Annotated in this window: 15 protein-coding genes; 11 read left to right on the top strand and 4 right to left on the bottom strand. The window is 67.4% G+C overall.

Annotated features, from left to right (window positions below; genetic code table 11):
• Nucleotides 1-24: 24 nt before the first annotated feature.
• Nucleotides 25-369, bottom strand: a complete 345-nt coding sequence (locus AC4GY7_RS03165; protein ID WP_491111948.1) for a hypothetical protein — start codon at nt 367-369, stop codon at nt 25-27.
• A 115-nt stretch (nt 370-484) separates the two neighbouring features.
• Here AC4GY7_RS03165 and AC4GY7_RS03160 point away from each other — a divergent pair, with 115 nt between their 5' ends.
• The 3 genes from AC4GY7_RS03160 (at nt 485) to AC4GY7_RS03150 (ending at nt 5,862) form a co-directional block, all read left to right on the top strand.
• Nucleotides 485-1,156 carry a DUF6445 family protein gene (locus AC4GY7_RS03160; RefSeq protein WP_491111947.1) on the top strand — a complete coding sequence of 224 codons (672 nt, stop codon included), beginning with the start codon at nt 485-487 and terminating at the stop codon, nt 1,154-1,156.
• Between the two features lie 168 nt (nt 1,157-1,324).
• A complete protein-coding gene (locus tag AC4GY7_RS03155; protein WP_491111946.1) occupies nt 1,325-4,282 on the top strand; it encodes a TonB-dependent receptor in 2,958 nt (985 codons plus the stop codon).
• Between the two features lie 77 nt (nt 4,283-4,359).
• On the top strand, nt 4,360-5,862 hold the full coding sequence (locus tag AC4GY7_RS03150) for a tryptophan halogenase family protein (protein ID WP_491111945.1): 1,503 nt from the start codon (nt 4,360-4,362) through the stop codon (nt 5,860-5,862).
• A 9-nt stretch (nt 5,863-5,871) separates the two neighbouring features.
• Here the strand turns inward: AC4GY7_RS03150 and AC4GY7_RS03145 are convergent, their stop codons facing one another.
• Nucleotides 5,872-6,924, bottom strand: coding sequence for a LacI family DNA-binding transcriptional regulator (locus tag AC4GY7_RS03145; protein WP_491111944.1), 1,053 nt, complete (start codon nt 6,922-6,924; stop codon nt 5,872-5,874).
• Nucleotides 6,925-7,071: 147 nt separating this feature from the next.
• Between AC4GY7_RS03145 and AC4GY7_RS03140 the strand changes: the two genes are divergently transcribed.
• From AC4GY7_RS03140 to AC4GY7_RS03120, 5 genes are read left to right on the top strand one after another with little or no spacing between them, the layout of a single operon-like run.
• Complete coding sequence (locus AC4GY7_RS03140) at nt 7,072-8,895, top strand: alpha-amylase family glycosyl hydrolase (RefSeq protein WP_491111943.1); 1,824 nt, start codon at nt 7,072-7,074, stop codon at nt 8,893-8,895.
• Nucleotides 8,892-10,502 carry an alpha-glucosidase gene (locus AC4GY7_RS03135; RefSeq protein ID WP_491111942.1) on the top strand — a complete coding sequence of 537 codons (1,611 nt, stop codon included), beginning with the start codon at nt 8,892-8,894 and terminating at the stop codon, nt 10,500-10,502. The genes AC4GY7_RS03140 and AC4GY7_RS03135 overlap by 4 nt, the downstream gene beginning before the upstream one ends.
• A 23-nt stretch (nt 10,503-10,525) precedes the next feature.
• A complete protein-coding gene (locus tag AC4GY7_RS03130; protein WP_491112083.1) occupies nt 10,526-12,586 on the top strand; it encodes a glycoside hydrolase family 97 protein in 2,061 nt (686 codons plus the stop codon).
• An 8-nt stretch (nt 12,587-12,594) separates the two neighbouring features.
• Nucleotides 12,595-14,091, top strand: a complete 1,497-nt coding sequence (locus tag AC4GY7_RS03125; protein ID WP_491111941.1) for a tryptophan halogenase family protein — start codon at nt 12,595-12,597, stop codon at nt 14,089-14,091.
• Nucleotides 14,088-15,593 (top strand): MFS transporter, encoded by a 1,506-nt coding sequence (locus AC4GY7_RS03120; protein WP_491111940.1) that lies wholly within the window; start codon nt 14,088-14,090, stop codon nt 15,591-15,593. The genes AC4GY7_RS03125 and AC4GY7_RS03120 overlap by 4 nt, the downstream gene beginning before the upstream one ends.
• Here AC4GY7_RS03120 and AC4GY7_RS03115 read toward each other — a convergent pair.
• Nucleotides 15,577-16,164 (bottom strand): alpha/beta hydrolase, encoded by a 588-nt coding sequence (locus AC4GY7_RS03115; RefSeq protein ID WP_491111939.1) that lies wholly within the window; start codon nt 16,162-16,164, stop codon nt 15,577-15,579. The two genes, AC4GY7_RS03120 and AC4GY7_RS03115, sit on opposite strands and share 17 nt — an antisense overlap.
• A 208-nt stretch (nt 16,165-16,372) precedes the next feature.
• Between AC4GY7_RS03115 and AC4GY7_RS03110 the strand changes: the two genes are divergently transcribed.
• On the top strand, nt 16,373-17,380 hold the full coding sequence (locus AC4GY7_RS03110) for a GDP-mannose 4,6-dehydratase (RefSeq protein ID WP_491111938.1): 1,008 nt from the start codon (nt 16,373-16,375) through the stop codon (nt 17,378-17,380).
• Here AC4GY7_RS03110 and AC4GY7_RS03105 read toward each other — a convergent pair.
• Nucleotides 17,377-19,446 carry a malate synthase G gene (locus AC4GY7_RS03105; protein WP_491111937.1) on the bottom strand — a complete coding sequence of 690 codons (2,070 nt, stop codon included), beginning with the start codon at nt 19,444-19,446 and terminating at the stop codon, nt 17,377-17,379. The genes AC4GY7_RS03110 and AC4GY7_RS03105 overlap by 4 nt on opposite strands.
• 100 nt (nt 19,447-19,546) lie before the next feature.
• Here AC4GY7_RS03105 and AC4GY7_RS03100 point away from each other — a divergent pair, with 100 nt between their 5' ends.
• Both AC4GY7_RS03100 and AC4GY7_RS03095 read left to right on the top strand, forming a co-directional pair.
• The gene (locus AC4GY7_RS03100) at nt 19,547-20,446 is read left to right on the top strand and encodes a LysR family transcriptional regulator (RefSeq protein WP_491111936.1); all 900 of its coding nucleotides are present in this window, start codon (nt 19,547-19,549) and stop codon (nt 20,444-20,446) included.
• Nucleotides 20,447-20,516: 70 nt separating this feature from the next.
• Nucleotides 20,517-20,729: a hypothetical protein gene (locus AC4GY7_RS03095; protein ID WP_491111935.1), complete on the top strand. Its 213-nt coding sequence runs from the start codon at nt 20,517-20,519 to the stop codon at nt 20,727-20,729.
• Nucleotides 20,730-20,757: the final 28 nt, after the last annotated feature.

Below are 20,757 nucleotides of genomic sequence, written 5' to 3'. Positions count from 1 at the left end.
CCCGCCTCTGCGGGCGCGCCGGGCTCAGCCGCCGGGCTGGGCGGGCAGGCCGGTCACGTCCGCCATGCCGTCGTCGCCCAGTGCGATCAGCCAGGCGCTGCCCTCGGTGCAGCGGACCGCCCACACCGGCTTGCCGTTTCGGTTCGCCTGACGGACGGTGTCGGCGATGCCCTGGCACTTCTGCTTGGCGTCGTCGATCGCCCGGTAGAGGACGCCGTTCAACTGGCGCGGGGGCAGGGCCAGCACCTTGGCGATATAGCCGTGCTGTGCGGGCGGCGTCGCCGTATTGCCGACCGCGGTCTGCTCGGCCGGGGGCGATCCGCACGCCGCCAGCGCCATACCCAGCGTCAGGGCCAACCGTCCGCGCATTGCCGTCTCCTTCGTCCGCTTCACGCGTCAGCATAGGCGCGTTGGCCGCTCCGTCACAAGCGGCACGCGGTAACCGGTTGATCTTGCCGCGGTAGCGATGGCATCAGCGGTGGCCATGGATTGGCAGGTTTCCATCGTCCACCACGGCGCGGAGCGTCAGCCGGTCGTCGTCATCGATGGCTTCGCCGACGCCGAGCGGTTTCGCGACGATGCGTCCTTCCTCTCCTTCGCGCCGATCGGCCCGCATTATCCCGGCCTGCGCGCAGTGGTGGCGCCGGTGCTGCTGCGCGACCTGCTCGTCCGGCTCGAACCGGTGGCGCGCGAGGCGTTCGGCCTATCCGGCCTGGTCACCGTCGATTCCTTCTATTCGGTGGTCACGACGCCGCCTGCCTCGCTGACCCCGATCCAGCGGCTGCCGCATTTCGACGAGGTATCGCCGGCGCGCCTCGCCTTGCTCCACTTCCTGTCGCCCGACGAGAGCAGCGGCACCGCCTTCTACCGTCATCGCAGCACCGGCTATGAATCGGTCGATGCCGCCCGGCTCGCGCCATACCGGTCGGCGCTGGATGCGGACCTGCGCCGCCATGGCATACCCGATGCTCGATATATCGCCGGTGACACGCCGGTGTTCGAACGGGTGGCGCTGCACCAGGGGCGCTTCAATCGCGCGATCCTCTACCGGTCCAACACGCTGCATTGCGCGTCGCTGCCCGACACGCTGATGCTCGATCCCGATCCGCTGGTCGGGCGGCTGACGGTCAATACCTTCCTCGAAGCAACGGCTTAAAGGCACCCCTGTTGCATAAAGATCACGCGGCACATTGCGGCCCGTGAATACGTATGTGGCAAACTTCACGACGCACCGCCTCCCGTTCACAAGCCGGCAACACAGTCAGCCGATCGCCCGCGATGGCAGCGGGCGGGGGCATGGCGTCTTGCAGGGGGAGGATCCATCGTGTCCCACATCCATTCCACGTTTTCGAAGCGCGCGCGCCATGCGCTGCGCGGCAGCACGGTTGCGATCGGCAGCATCCTGCTGGTGACCGGCGGCGCCGCCTTTGCGCAGGAAGCGCCGAATCCGCAGTCGCCCAACGCCAACCCGACCTCGGCCGCGACGGTCCAGGCGCCGGCGCCCGCCGCCGAGCCGACCCCGAACCAGGATGCGGCGCAGGAGCAGACCAGCGCCAATGCGGCCGCCGACGCGGCGCAGGGCGATGGCGACATCGTCGTCACCGGCATCCGCGCCAGCCTCGCCAACTCGGCCAGGATCAAGCGCGATTCGACGCTGATCGTCGACAGCGTCTCGGCGGAGGACGTCGGCAAGCTGCCCGACGTGTCGATCGCGGATTCGCTCGCCCGCCTGCCCGGCGTCACCGCGCAGCGACTCGAAGGGCGCGACCAGCGCCTGTCGATCCGCGGCCTCGGCCCCGATTTCTCCACCACGCTGCTCAACGGCCGCGAACAGGTGACGGTGGGCGACAACCGCGGCGTCGAATACGATCAATACCCATCCGAATTCTTCCGCAACGTCAACGTCTACAAGTCCGCCGACGCCTCGCTGATCGCGGCCGGCATCTCGGGCACCGTCGACCTGCGCATGCTGCGGCCGCTCGACCAGGCCGGCCGCGTGTTCGCGATCAACGCCCGCAGGCAGATGAACGGCATCGACAATCTCAATCCGGATTCGTCGCGCTACGGCTATCGTGCGTCGGCGACCTATGTCGACAAGTTCGCGAACGATACCTTCGGCATCGCGATCGGCGTGTCGGGCACCCAGACGCCCTCGCAGAACGAACGCTACAACGCCTGGGGCTATAACGGCACGGGCACCGGCAACACGCCCTTCATCCTCACCGGCGCCAAGCCCTATGTGCAGTCCAACGAGCTGAAGCGCTACGGCGCCGTCGCGACGCTCGAATGGGCGCCGTCGGACAGCTTCCATTCGACGTTCGACGCGCTCTATTCGCACTTTACCGAGGAACAGCGTCTCCGCGGAATCGAATTCCCCCTCGCCGGCCAACTCGACGACCCCACCAACGCCACCGACAACGGCGTGCTGGCGTCGAACCTCAGCCAGTCGGGCGGCTTCGTCACCGGGGCGACGTTCAGCAACGTCTTCGCCGTGCAGCGCAACGACTATAACAAGCGTACCGCGAAAAACCTGTCCCTCGGCTGGAACAACGACCTCAAGCTGACCGACACCATCCACTTCAACGTCGATGCGAGCTGGAGCCGGGCGACGCGCACCGACTTTCTCCTCGAAACCAACACCGGTACCGGCTTCGCCAAGAGCGGCGTCGCCGACACCGTGCGCATCACGCAGAACGGCAACGGCACCTACACCATCGTGCCGACGTTGGACTACACCAACGGCAACATCTTCAAGCTGACCGATCCGCAAGGCTGGGGCAACAACGGGACGCAGCAGGTCGTACAGTCAGGCTTCCTCAACCGCCCGAGCTTCAAGGACGACCTGAAGTCGCTCCGCGCCAGCCTGAACGGCGAGATCGAGGGCAGTCTGGTCAAGAGCTGGGAAGTCGGCGGCAACTTCAGCCGGCGTGAGAAGACCAGCGCCTATACCTCCTATTTCCTCTGCCCCAAGGGCGCGGGCACCGGTTGCACGGTCGCCAGCGGTACGCCGCGTTCGGGCGACGTCCCGAGCGAAGCGCTGCTCGGCACCAACATCCCGCTGACCTATCTCGGCATCCCGGCGATGCTGACGTACGACCCGCTTTACGTCTACAACAACGCGCTCAACTCCGCCTATGACAACCGGCCGTCGGCGCTGGTGCGCGACAATGTGGTGACCGAGAACGTCTGGACCGGCTATGCCAAGATCAACCTCGACGGGGAGGTCGGCGGCAAGACCGTGAAGGGCTCGATTGGCGCGCAGGTCGTGCACAGCGAACAGCGCGGCACCGGGCAGATCGCCAACGTGACCAATGGCGTGGTGACGATCGCGCCCGCCGACCAGCGCGTGAACTACACCAACGTTCTGCCCAGCGCGACCTTCTCGGTCGAGCTGATCGACAACGGCTACGTCAAGCTGGGCGCTTCGCAGACGATGGTGCGCCCGCGCCTCGACCAGGAACGCGTGACGCAGGACGTGGCGATCAACATCGCCAACATCCAGGCCGGCAACACGAACCCGGGGCTCAATCCGGTGTTCACCTCGACCGGCGGCAACGTGGCGCTGCGTCCCTATCAGTCGACCAACATCGATCTGTCGTTCGAGAAATATTTCGACGGCGGCGGCTATGTCGCGCTGTCGGGCTATTTCAAGCACCTCACCGACTTCGTCGATCCGAACAACGCCTATGCCTATGACTTCTCGGGTCTGCTCGGCGGGCTGACCGCGGCGCAACAGGCGATCATCCGCGCCAACAACCTGCAGATCGGCAACGTCAGCGCGCCCGCCAACACCGGCCGCGGCGAGGTGCTCGGTCTGGAGGCGACCGTGTCGCTACCGTTCAAGAAGATCACCAGCGCGCTCGACGGCTTCGGTGTCTTCGCCAGCGGCAACTACACCCAGTCGACGATCACCTACGCCAACAACCCGCAGTCGATCACGCTGCCCGGTCTGTCCAAGTGGACGGGCAGCGGCACCGTGTATTTCGAAAAGTGGGGCTTCCAGGCGCGCGCCAACTATCGCTACCGCTCGAAGTTCCTTGCCGAGGTCGCCGGCCTGTCCGCCAATCCGACGTACCGGACCGCGCGCTCCGAAGGCATCCTCGATGCCCAGATCGGCTATGAGTTCCAGGATGGCTTCTTGAAAGGCTTCTCGATCCTGGCGCAGGCCAAGAACCTGACCGATCGTCCGTTCATCACCTATCAGAACGACGATCCGCGTCAGGTGATCGATTATCAGCGTTACGGCCGCGACTATTACGTCGGCATCACCTACAAATTCTAAGGTCAAGGTTCCTCCCCGAACCTGTCCTCGGGCTGTCGTCATGTGACGGCAGCCCGTTTTCTTGTTAGGCACCTGCGATGAGCGACGCTCCCGTCACTACGATCGTCATCGCCGGCGGCGGCACCGCCGGCTGGATGGCCGCCGCAACGTTCGGCCGGTTCCTCGAAAGCGGCTACCGCATCCGCCTGGTCGAATCCGAGGAGATCGGCACGGTCGGCGTCGGCGAAGCGACGATCCCGCAGATCCGGCTGTTCAACCAGGCGCTGGGCCTGGACGAGGATGCGTTCCTGCGTGCGACCGGCGGTACGTTCAAGCTCGGCATCGCCTTCGACGGTTGGCGCGCACCGGGGCACAGCTACATGCACGCCTTCGGTGATATCGGCCGCGACGTCGGCTTGATCGCCTTCCAGCATTATTGGCTGCGCGCGCGTCGATTGGGGATCGCCAAGCCGCTGGAAGCCTATGCGCTGAACGAGGTGGCGGCGCGGGCCGGGCGCATGCACCGCGACGGGCCGCTGACCGCGGCGACGATCCCGACGATGCCCTACGCCTTCCATTTCGATGCCGGCCTGTACGCCGCTTACCTGCGCCGGTTCGCGACGAACCGCGGCGTCGAGCGGATCGAAGGGCGCATCGCGCAGGTCGAGCGCGATGGCGAGAGCGGCGATGTCGCGGCGCTGGTGCTCGACTCCGGCGAACGGATCGCGGGTGACCTGTTCCTCGATTGCACCGGCTTTCGCGGGTTGCTGATCGAAGGTGCGTTGCGAACGGGATATGAGGACTGGACGCGCTGGCTGCCTTGCGACCGGGCCATCGCGGTGCCGACGGCGAGCGTCGGCGCGCCGCTGCCCTATACGCGGGCGATCGCGCGCGAGGCGGGGTGGCAGTGGCGTATTCCGTTGCAGCACCGCACCGGCAACGGCCACGTCTATTGCAGCGCCTATCTCAGCGACGACGCGGCAGCGGACGCGCTGCTCGCCCATATCGAAGGGAAGGTACAGGCGGAGCCACGCCGGTTGCGCTTCGTCACCGGTCGGCGCAAGCGCGCCTGGAACCACAACGTCGTGGCGATGGGATTAGCGAGCGGTTTCCTCGAACCGCTCGAATCGACCAGCATCCACCTCATCCAGTCGGCGATCGCGCGGCTGGTGAAGCTGCTGCCCGCGCTGCCGATCGCCGAGGCCGCGCGCGCCGAATATAACCGGCAAACCGATTTCGAGATCGAGCGCATTCGCGATTTCCTCCTCCTGCACTATTGGGCGAACGATAGGCCCGAGCCGTTCTGGCAGGCGTGTCGCGCGATGACGCTGCCCGACACGCTGCAGGCCAAGATCGCGCTGTGGCAGCAGACCGGCGGCATCGTGCGCGAACACGAGGAATTGTTCACCGAGGACGGCTGGCTCCAGGTGCTGGCCGGGCAGGGGGTGGAGGCCCTTGCCCATCACCCGCTCGCCGATCAGATCGGTGTCGACGACCTCAGCGACTATCTGGAAACGCTCGAACTGCTCTACCGGCGCGAGGTTCAGGCGATGCCGACACACGAGGCCTTCATCGCCCGGCATTGTGCGGCCAGGACCTAGCACGACGCGCTATGTCGACCCGCGCACGATCAGCCGCGGTTGCAGCAATGCGGGGTCGGTCGGCTGTTCGGCAATGCGCCGCAGCAGCGTGTCGACCAGCACCTCGCCCGCCTTGCGGTAGTCCTGCGCCACGGTGGTGAGCGGCGGCTGGGTGGTCGCGGCGGCGGGAATGTCGTCGAAGCCGATGATCGCCACGTCCTCGGGCACGCGCAAACCGACCTCGGCCAGCCCGCGTACCGCGCCTAGCGCGATGAGGTCCGATGCGGCGAACAGTGCATCGAACGGCAGGTCGCGTGCGATCAGCCGGCGGGTGGCGTCATAGCCCGATTGCTCCACGGACAGGGCATCGACATGCAGGCCGGGATGCACCGGCAGCCCCGCCGCGCGCAGTGCCGCGCACAGGCCACGATAGCGGTCGCGGAACTCGGGATAGCGGTCGTCGGCGTCGCCGATGAAGCCGATGCGCCGCCGCCCGCGCGCGATCAGCTGCTCGCCCGCCATCCGGCCGCCGGCGACATTGTCGCAACCGATCGTCACGCCGATATTGTGGCTGTCGACCGACCCCCAGCGCACGAAATGCGTCCCTTGTGCGACAAGTGCTTCCAGCCGCGCCTTGTAGAGTTCGTAATCGCCATAGCCGAGCAGGATGATTCCATCCGCTTTGCGGCTATCTTCGTAATCCATGTGCCAGTTGGCGGACAGCTGCTGGAACGAGGTGAGCAGGTCGTACCCCCGCGCCGCGCAGGTCCTGAGGATCGATCCCAGCATCGACAGGAAGAACGGGTTGATGAAGCTGCCATCGTCGAGCGGGTCTTCGAAGAAGAGCAGCGCCAGCGTCATGCTCTGCCCGCGGCGCAGCGAAGAGGCGTTCTTGTCCACCTTGTAGTTCAGCTGCCGCGCGATCGCCTCGATCCGCATCCGCGTCGCGCTGCTGACCGTGGGATCGCCGCGCAGCGCCCGGCTGACCGTCGGCTGCGATACGCCGGCAAGCGCGGCGATATCGAACGAGGTCGGCTTGTCGTGCGCGCCCGCTGTTCCCCGCCCTCTGCTCTTCACGGCCATCACAAGGGCTTAAACCAGAGCGGCGCTGAGCGATAGCGCCGTTGAATACGTATGCCCTGGGCTTGGCTTGGCGGTCGGCTGTCCGCACAACGGCGCCCTGGATGCGGCCGGCGAAGGATCGGCTGCGCGCCTTTTGCCGGGGGATGCATGCTGAAGCTCGCCACACGAACCGCGACGGCGCTCGCGCTGCTGTTCGCCGCCCCCGCCGTGAGCGCGCAGGCGAGCGACTACCGGGCACGCCTGCCGCAGGACGAGGTGATCTATTTCCTGCTGCCCGACCGGTTCGAGAATGGCGACAGCGCCAACGATCGCGGCGGCCTTGCCGGCGGTCCGCTCGCCACCGGCTTCGATCCGACGCACAAGGGCTTCTACCACGGCGGCGACCTCAAGGGGCTGACCCAGCGGCTCGACTATATCCAGTCGCTCGGCGCGAGCGCATTGTGGGTCGGCCCGATCTTCAAGAATAAGCCGGTGCAGGGCGGCCCCGGCCAGCAGTCGGCGGGCTATCACGGCTATTGGATCACCGACTTCACGCAGGTCGACCCGCATCTCGGCACCAACGCCGATTTCGATGCGCTGGTGAAGGCGGCGCATGCGCGGGGGATGAAGGTCTATATGGACATCATCATCAACCACACCGCCGACGTGATCCAGTATCGCGAATGCGTGGGCAAGCGCGAATGCCCCTACCGCAGCCGCGCCGATTACCCCTATCAGCGGCAGCTGGGCGTTACGGGCAAGCCGATCAACCCCGGCTTCAAGGGCGACGACGTGCGCACGGCGGCGAACTTCGCCAAGCTGACCGATCCCGGCTATGCCTATACGCCCTTCGTTCCTGCCAAGGAGCAGGGGATCAAGGTGCCGTCGTGGCTCAACGATACCCGCCTCTATCACAATCGCGGCGACACGACCTATCGCAACGAAAGCTCGACGATGGGGGATTTCGTCGGTCTCGACGATCTGATGACGGAGAATCCGCGCGTCGTCGCCGGCATGATCGACATCTTCGGTGGCTGGATCGACCGCTATGGCATCGACGGCTTCCGCATCGACACCGCCCGCCACGTCGACCCGCAGTTCTGGCAGCAGTTCGTGCCCGCGATGCAGGCGCGTGCCGCTGCGAAGGGCATCCCCAACTTCCACATCTTCGGCGAAGTATCGGACCATGAGGTGCGCCCCGCCGTGCTCGCCGAACATACCATCGTCGACACACTGCCTGCCGTGCTCGATTTTTCGTTCCGGCAGGCGGTGGTCGAGACGGTCGCCGGAACCCGCGGCACCGACGCGTTCGAGGCATTGTTCGACGGCGACGTGCTCTACGCCAAGGGCTTCGACACCGCCGTCACCCTGCCGACCTTCACCGGCAACCATGACGACGGCCGCTTCGCCACCTTCGTCCGCAAGGCGTTCCCTGAGGCGAGCGATGACGAGGTGCTGGCGCGCGTGATGCTTTCCAATGCGATGCTGCTGACGCTGCGCGGGGTGCCGACGATCTATTCGGGCGACGAACAGGGCTTCGTCAGCGACGGCAACGACCAGGATGCGCGCGAGGACATGTTCGCCAGCAGGGTCGCTTCCTACAACGACAATCGCCTGCTCGGCACCCGGACGACCACGGCGACGCCGCATTTCGGCACCGACAATCCGCTGTTCGGCGCCATCGCGCAGCTCGCCCGGCTGCGGCGGGCGACGCCGGCGCTGACCCGCGGCCGGCAGCAGCTGCGCGCCCGCGATGAGACGCCGGGCCTGCTCGCCATCTCGCGCTTCGATCCGACGACGGGAGCGGAGGTGCTGCTCGCCTTCAACACCTCCACGGCGCCACTTACCCGGCAGGTGGAGGTCGGCATCGACGCCGCCTCGGCCGATACGCTGGCAGGCAAGGGCTGCGGCGTGGTCGCCGCGCCCGCCAGCCTCACCGTCACGCTGCCGCCGCTCGGCTACGCCGTATGCGCACTGAAGGCCGCCCGATGACCGGCTCCGCGCGCCCCTGGTGGTACGGCGCCACCATCTACCAGATCTATCCGCGCAGCTTCGCCGACTCCAATGGCGACGGCATCGGCGACCTGCCGGGCATCACCGCGCACCTCGATCATGTCGCGGGGCTGGGCGTCGAGGCGATCTGGCTGTCGCCCTTCTTCACATCGCCCATGGCCGATTTCGGCTATGACGTGTCCGATTATTGCGACGTCGACCCGATCTTCGGCACGCTTGCCGATTTCGACGCGCTGGTCGCGCGCGCGCATGATCTCGGCCTCAAGGTGATCATCGATCAGGTCTGGGCGCACACCAGCGACCAGCATCCCTGGTTCGTCGAAAGCCGATCGAGCCGCGACAATGCCCGCGCCGACTGGTACGTCTGGCACGATCCGCAGCCGGACGGTTCGCCCCCCAACAATTGGCAATCGGTGTTCGGCGGCCCGGCGTGGACCTGGGACGCGCGCCGCCGCCAATATTACATGCACAATTTCCTGAAGGAGCAGCCGCAGGTCAACGGCCACCATCCGGCGGTGCAGCAGGCGTTCCTGGATGTCGCACGCTTCTGGCTGGAGCGCGGCATCGACGGGTTCCGCATCGATGCGATCAACTTCATGATGTTCGATCCCGCCTTCCGCGACAATCCGCCGGCGCCGGCCGACGACGGCGTGCCCCGCACGCGGCCGTTCGACTATCAGCTGCACCGCTACAACCAGAGCCATGAGGCGATCCCCGGCTTCCTCGAACGCGTCCGGGCGCTGTTCGACAGCTATGACGCGCGCTTCACCGTGGCCGAGGTCGGCGGCGCCGACAGCGACCGCGAGATGAAGCTGTTCACCGCCGAGGGGCGGCGGCTGCACAGCGCCTACGGCTTCGACTTCCTCTACGCTCCGGCGCTGACCCCGACGGTGGTTGCCGAGGCGATCGACAAATGGCCGGAGGCGGACGGCGTCGGCTGGCCGAGCTGGGCGTTCGAGAACCACGATGCGCCCCGCGCCATCTCGCGCTGGGTCGCGCCCGACCATGCGCAGGCGTTCGCCCGCATGAAGATGCTGCTGCTCGCCTCGCTGCGCGGCAACATCTTCCTGTATTACGGCGAGGAACTGGGCCTGACGCAGGTCGACGTGCCGTTCGAACTGCTGCGCGACCCGGAGGCGATCGCCAACTGGCCGCGCACGCTGTCGCGTGACGGCGCCCGCACGCCGATGCCGTGGCGCGCCGACGCGCCGAACCTGGGCTTCACCGACGCCGCGCCGTGGCTGCCGATCGGCGCCGATCATGCCGCGCTGGCGGTCGACCGGCAGGAGCGCGATCCCCATGCGGCGCTGCACTGGACGCGCGATGTGCTGTCGCTGCGCAAGCGCCACCCGGCGCTGCTGACCGGCGACATCCGCGTGGTGGAGGCGGGCGAGGCGATGCTGGCGATCGAACGGCGCAGCGGCGACGAGACGATGCTGTGCGTGTTCAACCTGTCGCCCGTGCCGCAGCGCTGGGCGCCGGAGCGCCCCGACGCCTGGGAGCCGGTCGCCGAGACGGCGACGCAAGGCTGGCATTTCGGCGGATATGGCGCATTGATCGCCAAAAGGACGGGAGAGACGGTATGAGGCATGGCATGATCGGCGCCGCCATGGCGCTGGCATTGATGGCGACGGCGGGCGCCGCGCAGACCGATCCCAATGCCGTCGCGCAGATCCCCACCACCGCGTTCAAGCCGGTCGCCACCGCCAAGTCTCCCGATGGGACCCTGGCGTTGACCGTCGCCTTCGACAATGACGGCCGACCGACCTATGCGGTCAGCCGCAAGGGGAAGCCGGTGCTCAACCCCGGTCGCCTCGGCATCATGTTCACCGACGCGCCTAAGATCGAGCGCAACCTCGAACTGATCGGCAAGTCGACGGCGAGCGGCGACAGCAGCTGGACGCAGCCGTTCGGCGAATGGACGACGATCCGCGACCGTCACAATGAACTGACCGTCCGCTTCCGCGAGAAGACGGGGCTGCGCCGCGAGATGGACGTCGTCTTCCGCATCTTCGACGACGGCATCGGCTTTCGTTACGCCTTTCCGGATCAGCCCAATCTGCATGCGGCCAACATCGCCGACGAGCTGACCGAATTCGCCTTCGCGCAAGGCGGCACCGCCTGGTGGAAGCCGGCCTATCAGTGGAACCGCGAAGAGTATCTCTACAACAAGACGCCGCTCGACGCTGTCGGCACGGCGCAGACCGTGATGACGGTGAAGCTCGCCGACGGCACGCATGCGGCGCTGCACGAGGCGGCGCTGGTCGATTATGCCGCGATGAATCTCGCGCGCAGCGAGGGCAACACCTTCAAGGCCTCGCTAACCCCGGGCGCCGGCGCGCCCAAGGTGACGCGGACCGCGCCCTTCGCCTCGCCATGGCGTACGGTGATCCTCGCCGACGATGCACCGGGGCTCTACATGAGCCACATCGAGCTGAACCTCAACGAACCCAACAAGCTCGGTGACGTCAGCTGGCTGAAGCCCGCCAAGTTCGTCGGTGTGTGGTGGAACATGATCAAGGGCCAGTGGACCTGGGCGACCGGGCCGAAGCACGGCGCCACCACCGCCAACGTCAAGCGCTACATCGACTTCGCGGCGGCGAACGGCATCCCCGGCGTATTGGTCGAGGGGTGGAACGTCGGCTGGGACGGGGACTGGTTCGGCAACGGCAACGCCATGCAGTTCGACCAGCCGACGCCTGACTTCGACGCCGCCGAACTGTATCGCTATGCCAAGGCGAAGGGCGTGCACCTCGTCGGGCATAACGAGACCGGCGGATCTGCGAGCCACTACGATGCACAGCTCGACCGCGCCTTCTCCTACGCGCGCGACCACGGCATCCCGGTGGTCAAGACCGGCTACGTCACCGACGCCGGCCAGATCGAGCGCGTCGATGCGGACGGCACGAAGAAGCGCGAATGGCACGAGGGCCAGTGGATGGTGAACCACTATCTTCGCGTCGTCGAAACTGCCGCCAGATACAAGGTCGGCATCGACAGCCACGAACCGGTCAAGGATACGGGGCTCCGCCGCACCTATCCCAACTGGCTGTCGCGCGAGGGCGGTCGCGGCATGGAGTATAACAGCTGGCCGGGCAAAAACCCGCCGAACCACGAAGCCAACATGTTCTTCACCCAGTGGCTCGGCGGCCCGATGGATTTCACGCCGGGCGTGCTGAGCCTGGAGGGCGAGGGCGGCAGCCCGATCCAGTCGACCGAAGCGAAACAGCTGGCGCTCTACGTCGTGATCTATTCACCGGTGCAGATGGCTGCGGACACGCCCGAAAATTACGCCAAGCACATGAACGCCTTCCAGTTCATCCGCGACGTGCCCGTCGACTGGTCGGAGACCCGCGTGCTGAACGGCGAGGTCGGCGACTATGTGACGGTCGCGCGCAAGGATCGTGCGAGCGACAATTGGTATCTTGGCAGCATCACCAACGAAGCCGGCCGGACGCTGACCATACCGCTCGACTTCCTCGCGGCCGGGCGCACGTATACCGCGCAAATCTATCGCGACGCAGAGGGTGCCGATTACCGCACCGCCGCCCGCCACGCGATCGCGATCGAAAACCGCACGGTGAAGAAGGGCGACACGATGACGCTCGCGCTGGCGCCAGGTGGCGGCCAGGCGATCCGCTTTGTCGCGAATGGCAAGAGGCGTCGCTAAGTGGCTGAATGCCTGATGGCCTCATGACTGCCGGGCGATCCCCTGCGTCCATCGCCATCCTCGGCGGTGGCACCGCCGGCTGGATGGCGGCGTGCCTGATGGCGCGCGCCTGGCCGGCGGCGCGGATCACCGTGATCGAATCGCCCGACATCGGCATCGTCGGTGTCGGCGAAGGCTCGACGCCGCAGCTCAAGGCCCTGTTCGATACGCTGGGGATCGCGGAGGCCGACTGGATGCCGGCCGCCGATGCGACCTACAAGGCGGGAATCGCCTTTAACGGCTGGGGCGGGGATGCGCCGCTCTATTTCCACCCCTTCGCCGGGCAGATCGACCTTCATACGCAGGATGCGTTTGTCCTCAGTGCGCGTGCGCGGCGGCTGGGCGCCGATGTCGATGCCCATCCCGACCGGTTCTTTCTCAACGCTCGCATCGCCGCCGCGGGGCGGGCGCCGTTGGCCCCTGCGAACTTCCCGTTCGCGATCGGTTACGGCTACCATTTCGATGCGCACAAGGTCGGCGAGGTGCTGCGGGCGCACGCGCTCACCCGCGGCGTCGTGCATCTCGCCCGGCGCGTCGTCGACGTGGCGGTGGATGCGGAGGGCGCGGTCGCTGCTCTCGTCCTCGATGCAGGGGAGCGCATCGCCGCCGACCTGTTCGTCGATGCAAGCGGCTTCCGCTCGGTGATTGCGCAAGGCGCGCTCGGCGTGCCGTTCCGCTCGTTCGCGAACAACCTGTTCGCCGATCGCGCGGTGGTGATGCCGACGCCCCGTGCGGCCGCGCCGATGGCGCAGACCCGTGCGACCGCGCTGTCGGCAGGCTGGGCGTGGGACATTCCGCTCATCTCGCGCACCGGCAACGGCTATGTCTATGCCTCGCGCTACCTGTCGGCGAACGCTGCCGAGATGGAATTGCGCACGCACCTCGGCCTCCGCGATGCCGACGTCGCGGTGCGGCACCTGACGATGAAGGTCGGGCGGGTGGAGACGAGCTGGACCGCCAATTGCCTCGCCATCGGCCTTGCGCAGGGCTTTATCGAACCGCTGGAAGCCACCGCGCTCCACATCGTTCAGGCGACCGTGGAAGGCTTCATCGACGCTTACGATCGCGCGGACCGTGACGGGTTCAACGCGCGGATAGCCCGCCGCTACGAAGGCATCCGCGACTATATCGTCGCCCACTATCGTCTCAACAGGCGCAGCGGCGCTTTCTGGCGGGACAATGCCGACAATGATGCGCTGTCGGACGATCTGAAGGCGATCATGAACGCCTGGTTCACCGGCGGTGACATCGGTGCGGTGGTGCAGGCGCGCGATCTCGCCGGCTATTACGCACCCATGTCGTGGGAGGTGCTGCTCGCCGGCTATGGCACCTTCCCCGATGCGGCGCGGCTACGCCCTGCGGTGCCGGTGGCCGATCTTGCGGCCCTGGATGCGTTCCTTGCCGGCTGCCTCATCAACTTTCCCGATCATCGCGCCGCCCTGGGCGGCGAGCGGAGAATACCATGACCGCCCCACGCGCCACCCGCCCGCGGCAAAGCTGGGCCGGGTTGTGGAACATTTCCTTCGGCTTCTTCGGCATACAGGTCGGCTTCGCGCTGCAGAACGCCAACATGAGCCGCATCTTCCAGTCGCTCGGCACCAGCCTGGACGATCTGCCGGCGCTGTGGATCGCGGCACCGCTGACCGGGCTGCTGGTGCAGCCGGTGATCGGGCATCTCAGTGACCGGACGTGGCTGGGGCGGCTCGGGCGGCGGCGGCCGTATTTCCTTGCCGGTGCGATCCTTGCCGCGGTCGCGCTGCTGCTCATGCCGGAATCGCCGGGGCTGCTGATGGCGGCAATGCTGCTGTGGGTGCTCGATGCCTCGCTTAACGTTTCGATGGAGCCGTTCCGCGCCTTCGTCGGCGACATGCTCGACAAGGATCAGCATGCCGCCGGCTATGCGGTACAAACCGCCTTTATCGGCTCGGGCGCCGTCTTCGGATCGATCTTCCCCTGGATCCTGGAGCAGATCGGCATCTCCAATGCGGCGGCGGGCGGCGGCATCCCCGATACGGTGCGCTACGCCTTCTGGTTCGGCGGCGCGGCCCTGTTCCTCGCCGTGCTGTGGACGGTGCTGACCACGCGCGAATACGCGCCCGATGAAATGGCGGCGTTCCATGGGCAGGACGATGCGGAACCCGAAGGCCATAGCCAGCGGGTGCTGGCGGCGCGCGGCTATGGTGCTGGCGGGGTCTGGATCGCCGCGGGGGCGGTCGTCGTCGCCGGCGTCGCCGCGTTCGCGCTGGAAAAGGAATTGTACCTGCTCGGCGGCCTGCTCGCCGCTTACGGCGTCGCCAGCATCGTCGCCATCGCACGCGCGCGGCAGGGGCGGTCCGCGGGTATGCTCGGCCATATCGTCGGCGACTTCGCGGGCATGCCGGTGTTGATGAAGCGGCTGGCGGTGGCGCAATTCTTCAGCTGGTCGGCGCTGTTCATCATGTGGATCAACACCACGCCGATCGTCGCCGGCGCCTTTTACGGCGCACCGGATGCGCAGAGCCCCTTGTACCAGGACGGCGCCAACTGGGTCGACGTGCTGTTCGCCGCCTATAACGGCATTGCGGCCATCGCCGCGCTGACGCTGCTGCCGCTGCTGTCGCGGCGGATCGGGCAGGCGCGCACCCATATCGTCGGACTGCTGTGCGGCGCGGCCGGGTTCGCCAGCTTCTTCGTGGTGCGCGATCCGCGGTGGCTGCTGGCGAGCGAGATCGGCATCGGCATCGCCTGGGCCTCGATCCTCGCCATGCCCTATGCGATCCTCGCCTCCAGCCTGCCGCAGCGCAAGCTCGGCATTTACATGGGGTTGTTCAACGTGTTCGTGGTGGTGCCGCAACTGCTGGTCGCGACCGTGATGGGATCGATTACTAAGGCGTTCTTCCCGACGGCGCCGATCTGGACGCTGGCCTTCGCGGCGGGATCGTTGCTGATCGCGGCGGCGGCGATGACGCGGGTCAACGCCAGCCGGTGAGCGCCCGGCCGCGGTCGACATCATGCTCGACCATCTGCTGCGTGAGGCGCAGGAATAGGCGCTGCGCATGCCGCCAGGCGACATGCGCCGCGCGCTGATCGCGGACGCGCGCGCCAACGATGAGGCGGCTGCCCCAGCCTGCCATCGCGGCCCGCGCCTCTTCGCCGTTGCCGTCCGGCTGGATGACGAGCGAAGGGAAGGGAAGCTGCGCAGCGGGCGAGGCGAACAGGCCGCCCGCCGTTTCGCTTGCCGGCGCAAACAGGAGCGCGCCGGCGACTTTGCGCACGTCATCCGCCGGCGACAGACGCGCCCACCAGGCGCTCGCCGCGCATCCCAACCCATCGGCGATGAGCAGGACGCGGGCATCGGCCTCGCGCACCGCCCGGTCCAGCCGCGCCGCCCAGACGTTGCGATCGCCGCGCGATGCGGCGGTAAGCGGTACCGAGGCGGCACCTTCTGCCGGCCAGCCAAACATCCGCTCCCACGCCGGAGCGGCCGCGGCCGCAGCGCTCCCGATCGTGACGATCGACAGGCCCGTCGCCGGAAAGCCGGCGGGTGCGAGGACAGGCATAGGCACCTCGTTCGATACGGGTCGCAGGCGGCACGGCGCCGCATACGGCTGGTCGGCGCAACGGATCATGCGCCGCTGCCGGCGGCGCGCCAGCCCGGCGTCGGTCGGATGCGTCGAAGCGGGCCGTCGACGTGCCGAGCCGCGCAGCAGCGTTCCGTCCCGCCGCCGATTGCGATAGGGACCGGCCGGACCGAGCGGGGGTGATGCGATGCCGACGACATTGGTGACGGGAGCAGCGGGCTTCATCGGCATGAGCACCGCCGATGCGCTGCTGTCGCGCGGCGATCGGGTGATCGGCATCGACACGATCAACGCCTATTACGATCCGGCACTGAAACGGGCCCGGCTCGCACGCCTGGCCGAGCGGCATGGGGATCGGTTCAGCTTCCTGCACACCGACTTCGCCGATGCTGCGCAGTTGCGCTCGGCGCTGGAGGGGCATGGGTTCGAGCGGATCGTCCATCTCGGCGCACAGCCCGGGGTGCGCTATTCGATCGATCATCCGGAAGCCTATGGCCAGTCGAACCTCGTCGGCCATCTCAACATGCTGGAACTCGCCCGGCACCGGCAGGTGGCGCATTGCGTCTATGCCTCGTCGTCGTCGGTGTACGGTGGCAATGTCTCGGTGCCGTTCCGCGTCGAGGATCGCGTCGACCGGCCCGTCTCGCTCTATGCCGCCACCAAGCGGGCGAACGAGGTGATGAGCGAGAGCTATGCGCACCTCTACCGCCTGCCGCTAACCGGGCTGCGCTTCTTCACCGTCTACGGACCGTGGGGGCGGCCCGACATGATGATGTGGATCTTCACGCAGGCGCTGTTCGCAGGGGAAGCCATTCCCGTGTTCAACCATGGCGCCATGGAGCGGGACTTCACCTTCATCGACGATATCGTCGCCGGCGTGATCGCCGCGCACGACAATCCCCCGCCCGACGACGGCGCCGAAAAGGCGGGCGGCAGTATCGCGCCGCATCGCCTCTACAATATCGGCAACAACCGGTCGGAGCCGCTCCGCCGCGTCATCGCCCTGCTGGAGGCGGCGACCGGCCGTACTGCGATCCGCAGCGACCTGCCGATCCAGCCGGGCGACGTGGTGCGGACGGCAGCGGACATCGAGGCGATTGCGCGCGACCTCGGCTACCGCCCGACGACGCCGATCGACGTGGGCGTGCCCGCCTTCGTCGACTGGTATCGCGACTATCACGGCATCGCCGCTTAATCCTGCGCCTTGCGCTCCGCACGGAAGCGGTGGAGCAGCGGTTCGGTATAGCCATTGGGCTGCGCTGCCCCCTCGAACACCAGCGCCCGCGCCGCCTGATAGGCGAGGCTGGTGTCGCCCTGGCCGCTCATCGGCCGGTACAGCGGGTCGCCCGCGTTCTGGGCGTCGACCTTGGCCGCCATGCGCGTGAACGCCGCATCGACGTCGGCGGGGGTGGCGATGCCGTGGAGCAGCCAGTTGGCGATATGCTGCGAGGCGATGCGCAGCGTCGCGCGATCCTCCATCAGGCCAATGTCGTGGATATCGGGCACTTTCGAACAGCCGATGCCCTGGTCGACCCAGCGCACGACATAGCCGAGGATGCCTTGCGCATTGTTGTCGAGCTCGGCACGCACCTCGTCCGCAGACCAGTTGCGTCCCGCCGGGGCAAACGGGATGGCGAGCAGATCGGCCAGCGGCGCGACCGGTTCGGTGGCGCGTTCTCTCTGTCGGGCAAATACGTCGACACGATGATAATGGGTGGCGTGCAGCGTCGCGGCGGTCGGGGAGGGCACCCAGGCGGTCGTCGCGCCACTGCGCGGATGGGCGATCTTTTGGTCGAGCATGTCGGCCATCCGATCGGGAGCTGCCCACATGCCCTTGCCGATCTGTGCACGCCCCGACAGGCCGCAGGCGAGGCCGATCTGCACGTTGCGGTTCTCGTAGGCGGCGATCCAGCCACTGGTCTTCATCTCGCCCTTGGGGATCATCGCGCCGGCGCGCATCGCGGTGTGGATTTCGTCGCCGGTGCGATCGAGGAAGCCGGTATTGATGAACACCAGCCGGTGCCGCACCGCCTGGATGCATGCGGCCAGGTTGGCGCTGGTGCGGCGCTCCTCGTCCATCAGCCCGACCTTGATCGTGTGGCGCGACAGGCCGAGCAGATCCTCGACCGCGTCGAACAGTCGGTCGGTGAACGCCGCTTCGGCAGGCCCGTGCATCTTGGGTTTGACGATGTAGATCGAGCCGGTGCGGCTGTTGCCGCCACGATCGTGCAGCGCGACGAGGGCGGTGACGATCGCGTCGAGAATGCCTTCGGGCGCTTCGCTGCCGTCGGGCAGCCGCACCGCCGGCGTGGTCATCAGATGGCCGACGTTGCGCACGAACAGCAGGCTGCGGCCGGGCAGGGTGAAGGCGGCGCCGTCCGGCGCGGTATAATGGCGATCCTCGGCGAGGTGCCGCGTCATCGTCCGGCCGCCCTTGTCGAAACTGGCGGACAGGTCGCCACGCATCAGCCCGAGCCAATTGGCATAGGCCGCGACCTTGTCCTCCGCATCCACGGCAGCGACCGAGTCCTCGAGGTCGCAGATCGTCGTCAGCGCCGATTCGAGGATCACGTCGGCGATCCCCGCAGGATCGGTGCGCCCGATGGGATGATCGGGATCGATGACGAGTTCGATATGCAGACCGTTGTTGACCAACAGAAGCCCGCGTTCCGAGCGGCCACGCCACTGGTCCGGATCGGCAAGCGCCGGGGTCCCGTCGGCCCAGTCCGCCCAACGCCCCTCGGCAAGCGGCACCGCATCGTCCAGGAAGGCCTTCGCCCAGGCGATCACCGCGCTGCCGCGGTCCGGATCGTAGCCGCCCGGGCGCGCCGTACCGGGCAGCGCATCGGTGCCGTACAGCGCGTCGTACAGGCTGCCCCAACGCGCATTGGCCGCATTGAGCAGGAAGCGGGCGTTGAGGATCGGCACGACCAGCTGCGGCCCGGCCGCCGTCGCGATCTCCGGATCGACGCCGGTCGGATCGACCGCGAACGGCTCCGGTTCCGGAACCAGATAGCCGATCTCTTCCAGGAACGTTCGATAGGATGTCGGATCATAGCGATTGGCGTCATGCCAGGCGTCGATGGCCGCTTGCATCCGGTCGCGCTCGGCGAGCAGCGCGCGATTGTCCGGGACGAACCGGGCGAACAATGCAGCGACGCCCTGCCAGAACGTCTCGGCCGCAATACCCGTGCCGGGCAACGCCTCCTCTTCGATGAAGGCGGCAAGCGCGGGGGCGACATGCAGGCCGGCTCGGGTCATGGCGGGGCGATCCTCTTTGCGATGTGTGCCGACGCTAGCGCCGGTGCGATCCGATCGCTAGCATCGAAGATGTTGAAGCAGCTTTTCCTTAGAGGAACGAATGGCATTGGATCCCGACTATGCGCTATTCGTCACCGTCGCCAATAGCGGTGGCCTGTCGGCGGCGGCGCGGCGGCTCCGCATCTCCCCGGCGATGGTGTCCAAACGCCTGCAGCGGCTGGAGAGCCGGCTCGGGGTGACGCTGGTCCACCGTACGACGCGCCGGCTGGCGCTGACGGCGGCGGGCGAACGGTTCCGCGACGATCTCACCGCTATCCTCGCCACGCTGGAGGCGGCGGAAGCGCGGGTCACCGGTGCGACCGGAGCGGTGGCCGGTTCGTTGCGCGTCTCGGCACCGACGTCGTTCGGGCGGCTGCACGTGGCGCCGCATCTCGGTGCGTTTCTGGCCGCCTATCCGGCGGTGCGCCTTGCCTTCGACCTCAGCGACCATTTCGTCGATTTGCTCGGCGAGCGGGTGGATTGCGCGATCCGCATCGCGCGGGACGTGCCGCCCGCGCTCGCCGCGCACCGGATCGGCAGCAGCCGGCGCATCTTGTGCGCTTCGCCCGCCTATCTCGCGGAGGTCGGCCACCCTGCCGACATCGACGATCTTGTCCGTCATCGTGTGCTCGCCGCGGATGGCCAGATGCCCTGGCGGCTGGTGCGGGAGGGGCGCACGGTGGAGATCGCGCGCGACAGTCATGTGCGGACCAATTCCAGCGAGATGGTGCGCGAACTGGCACTCGGCGGCGTTGGCATCGCCCTGCGTTCGCTATGGGATGTCGGCGAAGCGTTGCGCGACGGCCGGCTGGTGCGCGTTCTGCCCGAATGGGGCGGATCGGCCGAGGTCGGCATCTTCGCCGTCCACCTGCATAGTGCGATCGTTCCGCCCGCGGTGACCGCCTTCGTCGATTTCCTCCGTTTCCGCATCGATTCCGCTGCCTGGGACGCGAGCGGATGACGGCTGCGTGACGGCGAATTCATGGAACATGGCGCTTCCGTTGCGGCTTGTTCCCAGCAGGAGGAATGCCATGAAAACCCTGCTGTTCATCGCCGCCGCCGCCACGCTGGTCGCCGCTCAACCCGCCCTTGCCAAGGGATGCATCCGCGGCGCTGCCGCTGGCGGGGTTGCGGGCCATTTCGTCGGCAAGGGGCATGGCGTCGCGGGCGCCGCAATCGGCTGCGTCGCCGCGCACCATCATTATGCCAAGCAGGCGCGCGCGCAGAAGGCCGCGAAAAGGTAAGCGAGCAACGCGGCCGGCCGTGTCGGCC

This window comes from Sphingomonas sp. SP5, from assembly GCF_058313455.1.
Note: the sequence above shows the minus strand (reverse complement) of the source record. Positions and strands in the feature narration are given on the sequence as shown.